General features: G+C 58.4%; 8 protein-coding genes and 1 riboswitch. Of the genes, 6 read left to right on the forward strand and 2 right to left on the reverse strand.

The window, feature by feature from the left end:
- Window positions 1-55: 55 nt before the first annotated feature.
- Window positions 56-1,108 carry an agmatine deiminase family protein gene (locus VN887_18485; GenBank protein HXT42003.1) on the reverse strand — a complete coding sequence of 351 codons (1,053 nt, stop codon included), beginning with the start codon at window positions 1,106-1,108 and terminating at the stop codon, window positions 56-58.
- 12 nt (window positions 1,109-1,120) lie between these two features.
- Window positions 1,121-2,065 carry an aldo/keto reductase gene (locus tag VN887_18490; GenBank protein HXT42004.1) on the reverse strand — a complete coding sequence of 315 codons (945 nt, stop codon included), beginning with the start codon at window positions 2,063-2,065 and terminating at the stop codon, window positions 1,121-1,123.
- 267 nt (window positions 2,066-2,332) lie between these two features.
- A riboswitch (SAM riboswitch) is annotated at window positions 2,333-2,452 on the forward strand.
- A 146-nt stretch (window positions 2,453-2,598) separates the two neighbouring features.
- On the opposite strand from VN887_18490, the gene thrC reads away from it, so the two are divergent.
- From thrC to VN887_18520, 6 genes are all read left to right on the forward strand, one after another.
- Complete coding sequence (thrC, locus tag VN887_18495) at window positions 2,599-3,855, forward strand: threonine synthase (protein HXT42005.1); 1,257 nt, start codon at window positions 2,599-2,601, stop codon at window positions 3,853-3,855.
- A 5-nt stretch (window positions 3,856-3,860) separates the two neighbouring features.
- Complete coding sequence (locus tag VN887_18500) at window positions 3,861-4,454, forward strand: hypothetical protein (protein HXT42006.1); 594 nt, start codon at window positions 3,861-3,863, stop codon at window positions 4,452-4,454.
- Between the two features lie 17 nt (window positions 4,455-4,471).
- Complete coding sequence (locus tag VN887_18505; protein ID HXT42007.1) at window positions 4,472-4,747, forward strand: ubiquitin-like small modifier protein 1; 276 nt, start codon at window positions 4,472-4,474, stop codon at window positions 4,745-4,747.
- Window positions 4,748-4,773: 26 nt separating this feature from the next.
- Complete coding sequence (locus tag VN887_18510) at window positions 4,774-5,067, forward strand: NIL domain-containing protein (GenBank protein ID HXT42008.1); 294 nt, start codon at window positions 4,774-4,776, stop codon at window positions 5,065-5,067.
- Window positions 5,068-5,165: 98 nt separating this feature from the next.
- A complete protein-coding gene (locus tag VN887_18515) occupies window positions 5,166-5,489 on the forward strand; it encodes an HU family DNA-binding protein (GenBank protein ID HXT42009.1) in 324 nt (107 codons plus the stop codon).
- A 175-nt stretch (window positions 5,490-5,664) separates the two neighbouring features.
- Window positions 5,665-5,939 (forward strand): ATP phosphoribosyltransferase regulatory subunit (locus tag VN887_18520; protein ID HXT42010.1); only part of this gene is annotated, 275 nt, incomplete at its 3' end.

Genomic DNA, 5,939 nt, shown 5'->3' on the forward strand with positions numbered 1-5,939 from the left:
GAGCGCGATGAAGGCCCGGATGCAGTCTGGCGCGGAGGCATCCATACACCGTGGGTCACGCCGGTTCCTGCTGGCTGATGCAGTGGAACGAGCCGAGGCCCCAGATTAAATCGGTGGAGTCAATGCCGATGACGCGCCGGCGTGGAAACACCCTGCGCAAAATCGTTAGCGCTTCCGAATCGTTCGGGTCGCGGAATGTGGGGACAATCACGATGCCGTTGGCGATGTAAAAATTCGCATAGCTCGCCGGCAGACGCTGTCCCTGATACTCAATGACACCGGGCATGGGCAGCTGGACGATCCGAAACATGTTGCCACTCTGGTCGCGCATTCCACGCAGGCGACGCAAATTGTCCTGCAGCACCTGATAATTTGCGTCGGACGGATCTTCTTCGACCACGGTCACGATCGTTGCCGGGTCAACGAACCGCGCCAGATCGTCAATGTGACCGTCCGTGTCGTCTCCGACGATCCCCTCGCCGAGCCAGAGGATGTTCGTCACACCAAGATACTCGCGCAGACACTGTTCAATCTGGCATCGCGTCAGATGCGGATTACGGTTGGGATTCAGCAAACAGGATTCCGTTGTGAGCAGTGTTCCGTGACCGTTAACTTCAATCGAGCCGCCTTCCAACACAACCCCGGGCGAAAAAAGCGGGAGTTGCCTCAAATACGCGACGTGCTGAGGAATGACATCATCGAGATCGAAGGGCGGGTATTTGCCGCCCCACGCATTGTATCCCCAGTCAACGATGGCGCGGTCGCGGACACCGTAGTTGTCACGCACCAGGAATATCGGGCCATGATCGCGGCACCACGGTTCGTAGGCGGGGAAATGGTGAAACAGCACCTGCTCGACGGGCGTGTTGTTTTCGGCGAGCAACCCGCGCACCCAGGCTTCCATTTCAGCGTCCCAGACACTGATGTTTACCTCCTCAACGGCAGCGAGCTGCTGGATCAGTTTCGAATAAACCGGCGGCACGGCGAAGTATCTGTCCGGAAAACTGATCCCGTCCGGTCGCGGCCAGGTCAGCCAGGTGCCGGCGTGGGGTTCCCATTCCGCAGGCATGCGAAAGCCCAGTTGAGCGGGTGTGGGTGTGTCGCTCATCGCGTCACGACGTCAGGGCAATCGTTGTCCCCAGGCTGCCTCCATGAGCCGGTACCATTCGTCCCGGGTCAGCTCGATTTCCGTTGCGTTGATCGCGTCGCGGATACGTTCGGCATGAGTGGAACCGACGATGGGGACGATTCCAGACGGATGCTTCAGCAGCCAGGCCAGCGCGGCGACGGCGCGGGTGACGCCGCGTTCGCGCGCCACCAGATCGAGGGTTTCGCGTACGCGTATGCGGTGCGCGTGATCGGGCGTTTGCAGGTCGATCGGACCGTTGTCCGCGAGCCGTCCGGCCGCCAGGGGACTCCACGCCATCGGCGTCACCTGCTCTTGCAGGCACTGGTCAAGCGTCCCGTCGTGAAAGCAGTCCAGCTTCATTAAACTGATTTCGACCTGGTTTGCGATTAGCGGCATCGGACACGCCTTTTGCAGCGCCGAAAACTGTGACGGCCGGAAGTTGCTCGCGCCAAACTCGCGGACCTTTCCATCCTTTTTCAACCGGGCAAACGCGCTGGCAACCTCTTCGGGTCCGCCGATGTAGTCGGGCCGGTGCAATTCGTAAAGATCGATGGTTTCCACGCCAAGGCGTTTGAGCGACTGCTCACACGACCCGAGGATGTGATCGGAGGAGAAATCGTAGCGATAAGGCGAGTCGGGATTCGGATCGCCTTTCCTGCGAATACCGCACTTCGTGGCGATCAGGACCCGTTTGCGCATGCCGCGCGCCTCCTTGAGTGCGCGCCCGAAGATCCTCTCACACGCGCCTTCGCAATAGATGTCGGCCAGATCGAAAAGCGTGTAGCCGGCCTCGAAGGCGGCGAGCACCGCATTGCGCCCGGCCGTTTCTGCTTCGGGAGTGACTTTGGCGGCTTCCGAGGTTCCGGCAATCCGCCAGCAGCCGTAGGCGAGTCGGCTGCTCGTCAGTGAACTCTTGCCCAGTTGAACGCTCTGCATAGGCAAACTCTTTTCGCCCTCACGCTAAAACAGAATTGGTTTGTAGCAAAGTCATTTCACCGGTCGGATGCGGTCGCGGAAAGGACACACCGAACGCTCGAATCCTTCTGCGATGCATGAAAGTCCGCGGCGTGGATTGACGCCTCCGACCGGAGCCGGTCTGTCGCGCATCAGCCGGATCGGCGGTCATTCCCGGCCGCCTCGGAGAAAACTGGTTGACAGAGAAGTCTGTTAACATCAATCTATCCGCATCCGTTGATGAAACGGAACTCATTGCGAGTGGTCGAGGGACTGGCCCGATGACGCCACGGCAACCGATTGAAGCACGACTTCAATGACCAGGTGCCAATTCCAGCCCAAGCCGGGTCGGCTCGGGGAAGATGAGAAGAGCGGCCGGACTTTCCACCCCTTCTCATCGAATGAGGCGGGGTTTTTTGTTGCCCCGATGAGTTGTGTGGAATGTCGGCAGGATGGCAGACCGCCGTGCGCGCCATTGCATGAACGCAACGGACACGAGCCATCGCAGGAAATCTATGGAAAAGAACGCAGGTTTTATGAAGGCGCTCAGGTGCCGCGAGTGCGGACGCGAATACCCGCTGATCGCCACGCACGTGTGCGAATTTGACTTCGGACCGCTTGAGGTCGCTTACGACTATGATCGCGCGAAGAGGGCGTTGACGCCTCCGGTCATCCGGTCGCGCCCCCAAACGATGTGGCGCTATCGCGAACTGTTGCCGGTGGCGGGCGAGCCGACCGTCGGTTTCGAAGTCGGCTTCACGCCGCTCATCAAGGCGGACCGTCTCGCGCGGCGGCTCGGCGTGCGCGAGCTGTGGGTGAAAAATGACACCGTCAATTACCCGACGCTCTCGTTCAAAGACCGCGTCGTGAGCGTCGCTTTGAGTCGCGCCCGCGAGCTGGGATTCACGACCGTCGCCTGCGCCTCCACGGGCAACCTGGCAAACTCCGTGGCTGCCAACGCCGCCGCCGCCGGACTCAAGGCCTACGTCTTCATTCCCGCGGACCTGGAACAGGGCAAGGTGGTGAATTCGCTTGTTTACGGCGCTGATGTCATCGGTATCAAGGGCCACTACGATGAAGTGAACCGCCTGTGCGCGGAGATCGCCGGCAAATATGGCTGGGCCTTTGTGAACGTGAACATGCGGCCTTACTACGCCGAGGGCTCGAAGAGCATGGGCTTCGAAATCATGGAACAACTCGGCTGGCAAATCCCGCAGCACACTGTCGTTCCGATGGCGTCTGGCTCGTTGCTGACCAAGATCCAGAAGTCATATCAGGAATTCACCAAGCTCGGCCTCGTGAGCGAGACGAAGTATTCCGTGCACGGCGCGCAGGCGACCGGTTGCTCGCCGATCTCCGTCGCACAAAAAGCGGGGCTCGATTTTTTCAAGCCGGTCAAACCGAACACCATTGCCAAGTCGCTGGCCATTGGCACGCCGGCGGACGGTTTTTACGCGCTGAAAGTGATGAAGGATACGGGGGGCTCTGCCGAGGACGTCACGGATGACGAGATCCGCGAAGGCATCAAGTCGCTCGCGGAATGCGAAGGGATTTTTTCCGAAACCGCCGGCGGAGTCACGGTTGGTGTCGCGAAGAAACTGATTGCTGCGGGCAAGATTCAGGCGAATGATTCCGTCGTCCTTTGCATCACCGGCAACGGCCTGAAGACGCTCGACGCGGTCGTGGGCCACGTCGGCAGGACGCGCGAAATCAAGCCGAGCTTGCGCGAGTTCGAAGCGATGCTGGCGAGTGAGGAGAAGGTAAGCGCGTAATTACGTTGAATGGCATTTCAACAACTTTGATGCTGCTCGGCGGACTTCTATCGTTCGCTAACTGGTGGAGTGTTATTCAAAGTTACGTAACCAAGCGATTTCACTCTTCGATTCCACTGTTCGGTGCTGCACTGCTTGGAACAGGAATGCTGCTGAATCCAACGACCCGCCCTTACGCTTGGAGTGCGCTCATCTCGGATTACGGCACGCTTGCTTTCTTGATCGCCTTGCCTCGAATGATTCGTGAGTCCTGGAATACGAGTCGGTTCAATCTACTCTGCGAATATCTTGGCCAAGCTGGAATGAAAAAAGTGCATCTACGCCTTTTCCGACGCGGTATCTTCACCATCCGCCTACATCTGCATCGACCGCCGGGCGAAGCTGGATTGGTTGGGACTGGCACAATTGGAACTTGGAAGTGCGAAGGGACTCAGTTGTTGCTCTCAACTTGGACACATGAAACAGCCGTTTTCAGTGTGAACCCTAAAGCTTCGGCCGAAGTTTCGAAGCAGTCGTCAGGGTTTGAAAGCTGGGAGAAAAGCAACGAACTCTCGCTTTCAAGTATTGATTTTATTCAGACGAAAAGCCGTGTAGCTTGAGCGCAGAAATTGAATTTATGGCAAAGAATGTTCGAATCCCAACGCCGCTCCGCAAGTTGACCAACAACGAGGAGTTGGTCGAGGTCAACGCCGCCACGATTGGAGAGGCGATCACAGAATTGCAGTCCCGCTACCCCGGCATCGCCGAGCGGCTTTTGGACGAAAAAGGCGAGGTCCGCCGGTTCGTGAACGTCTATGTGAACGAGGAAGACATTCGCTTCCTCAAGAACTCGCAAACGCCGCTCAAAGACGGCGACGAAGTCAGCATCATCCCGGCGATTGCCGGCGGTTAAGCGCGCTGGACGATGAGCACATTTTTATGCCGAGCAGCCAAAAAAAATTCAAATCTGCTGCAACCATTAACAGCCAGTCGCAGGCGGTCCGGCTATGGTTGATGTACCCGCCAAAGCTGATCAAGACGCCGATGATCTGGCAGTTGGGGCACAAATTCAAAGTCGCCACCAATGTCCGCCAGGCGAGCGTGACCGATGAAATCGGCGTGGTTTGTCTGGAACTCGATGGAAAGCGCGCGGAGATCAAGGCCGCCATTCGCTGGCTGGTAAAACAGGGAGTAAGCGTCGAGCCTGTAGAAATCAACGTCATCGAGAGCTGACGACGACCCGATTACTGGCTTGACCGTTGAGGCAGCGTGGCTTATACGGGGGGGCATCGGTTTAGCCCGGCAGCAAAACAACCAACCGTAAAGGTCCTATGACAAAGCGTGACTTGGTCATCCGCATCAGCAACGAGACCAGCCTGGTTCAACAAAGCGTTCTCGATGTCGTCCAAAAGACTCTCGATTACATTGCGGAAGCTGTGGCTCAGGGAAAAAAGGTCGAACTGCGGAACTTCGGAGTCTTCGAGGTCAAGGTGCGCAAGGCTCGCATCGGGCGCAATCCCAACGCCCCGGAGAACGACGTCCGTATCCCGCCACGTGCCGTGGTGAAGTTCAAACCCGGCAAGGAAATGCGCGAAGCGGTGTTGAAACTCACGCCCGGCGAAAGCCCGCAGCCTTCCGGCCAGCCCAAGGCCTGAGAGAGACACATCTTCGGGTCGGACGGGCTGTTGACAGGAGAACGTCCGCATCGGAACCGCGCTGTCCTCTTCCTCCAAATATCAGTTTGCACCGTTTCACCCCCGCATTGGCGCGACTTTGACGTCGCGTTTTCTTTCCTGTGCACCGGACGCCACTCTATGGCTAAATACGCGCATGGAACGCTTGCCGGGTTTCCGTGATTTTTATCCTGAACCGCTCCCGCACCAGGACGTGTGGAGCGCGGACGTGCGCAATTACGTCTTCGACACCTGGCGCGGCGTCGCGCGTCGCTACGGCTTTCGCGAATACGACGGCCCGCCGCTCGAACCGCTGGAGCTTTACACGACCAAGAGTGGCGACGAAATCGTTGGCCAGCTCTACAACTTCACGGACAAGGGTGATCGCGCCGTGGCGTTGCGGCCCGAGATGACACCGACGCTCGCGCGCAT

The organism is Candidatus Angelobacter sp., from assembly GCA_035607015.1.
Lineage (GTDB): Bacteria > Verrucomicrobiota > Verrucomicrobiia > Limisphaerales > AV2 > AV2.

Excerpts from the sequence above, each read along its gene's own strand:
- VN887_18485 (HXT42003.1), bottom strand. The coding sequence starts at position 1,108 with ATGAGCGACACACCCACACCCGCTCAACTGGGCTTTCGCATGCCTGCG.
- VN887_18490 (HXT42004.1), bottom strand. The coding sequence starts at position 2,065 with ATGCAGAGCGTTCAACTGGGCAAGAGTTCACTGACGAGCAGCCGACTC.
- thrC (HXT42005.1), top strand. The coding sequence starts at position 2,599 with ATGGAAAAGAACGCAGGTTTTATGAAGGCGCTCAGGTGCCGCGAGTGC.
- VN887_18505 (HXT42007.1), top strand. The coding sequence starts at position 4,472 with ATGGCAAAGAATGTTCGAATCCCAACGCCGCTCCGCAAGTTGACCAAC.
- VN887_18510 (HXT42008.1), top strand. The coding sequence starts at position 4,774 with ATGCCGAGCAGCCAAAAAAAATTCAAATCTGCTGCAACCATTAACAGC.
- VN887_18515 (HXT42009.1), top strand. The coding sequence starts at position 5,166 with ATGACAAAGCGTGACTTGGTCATCCGCATCAGCAACGAGACCAGCCTG.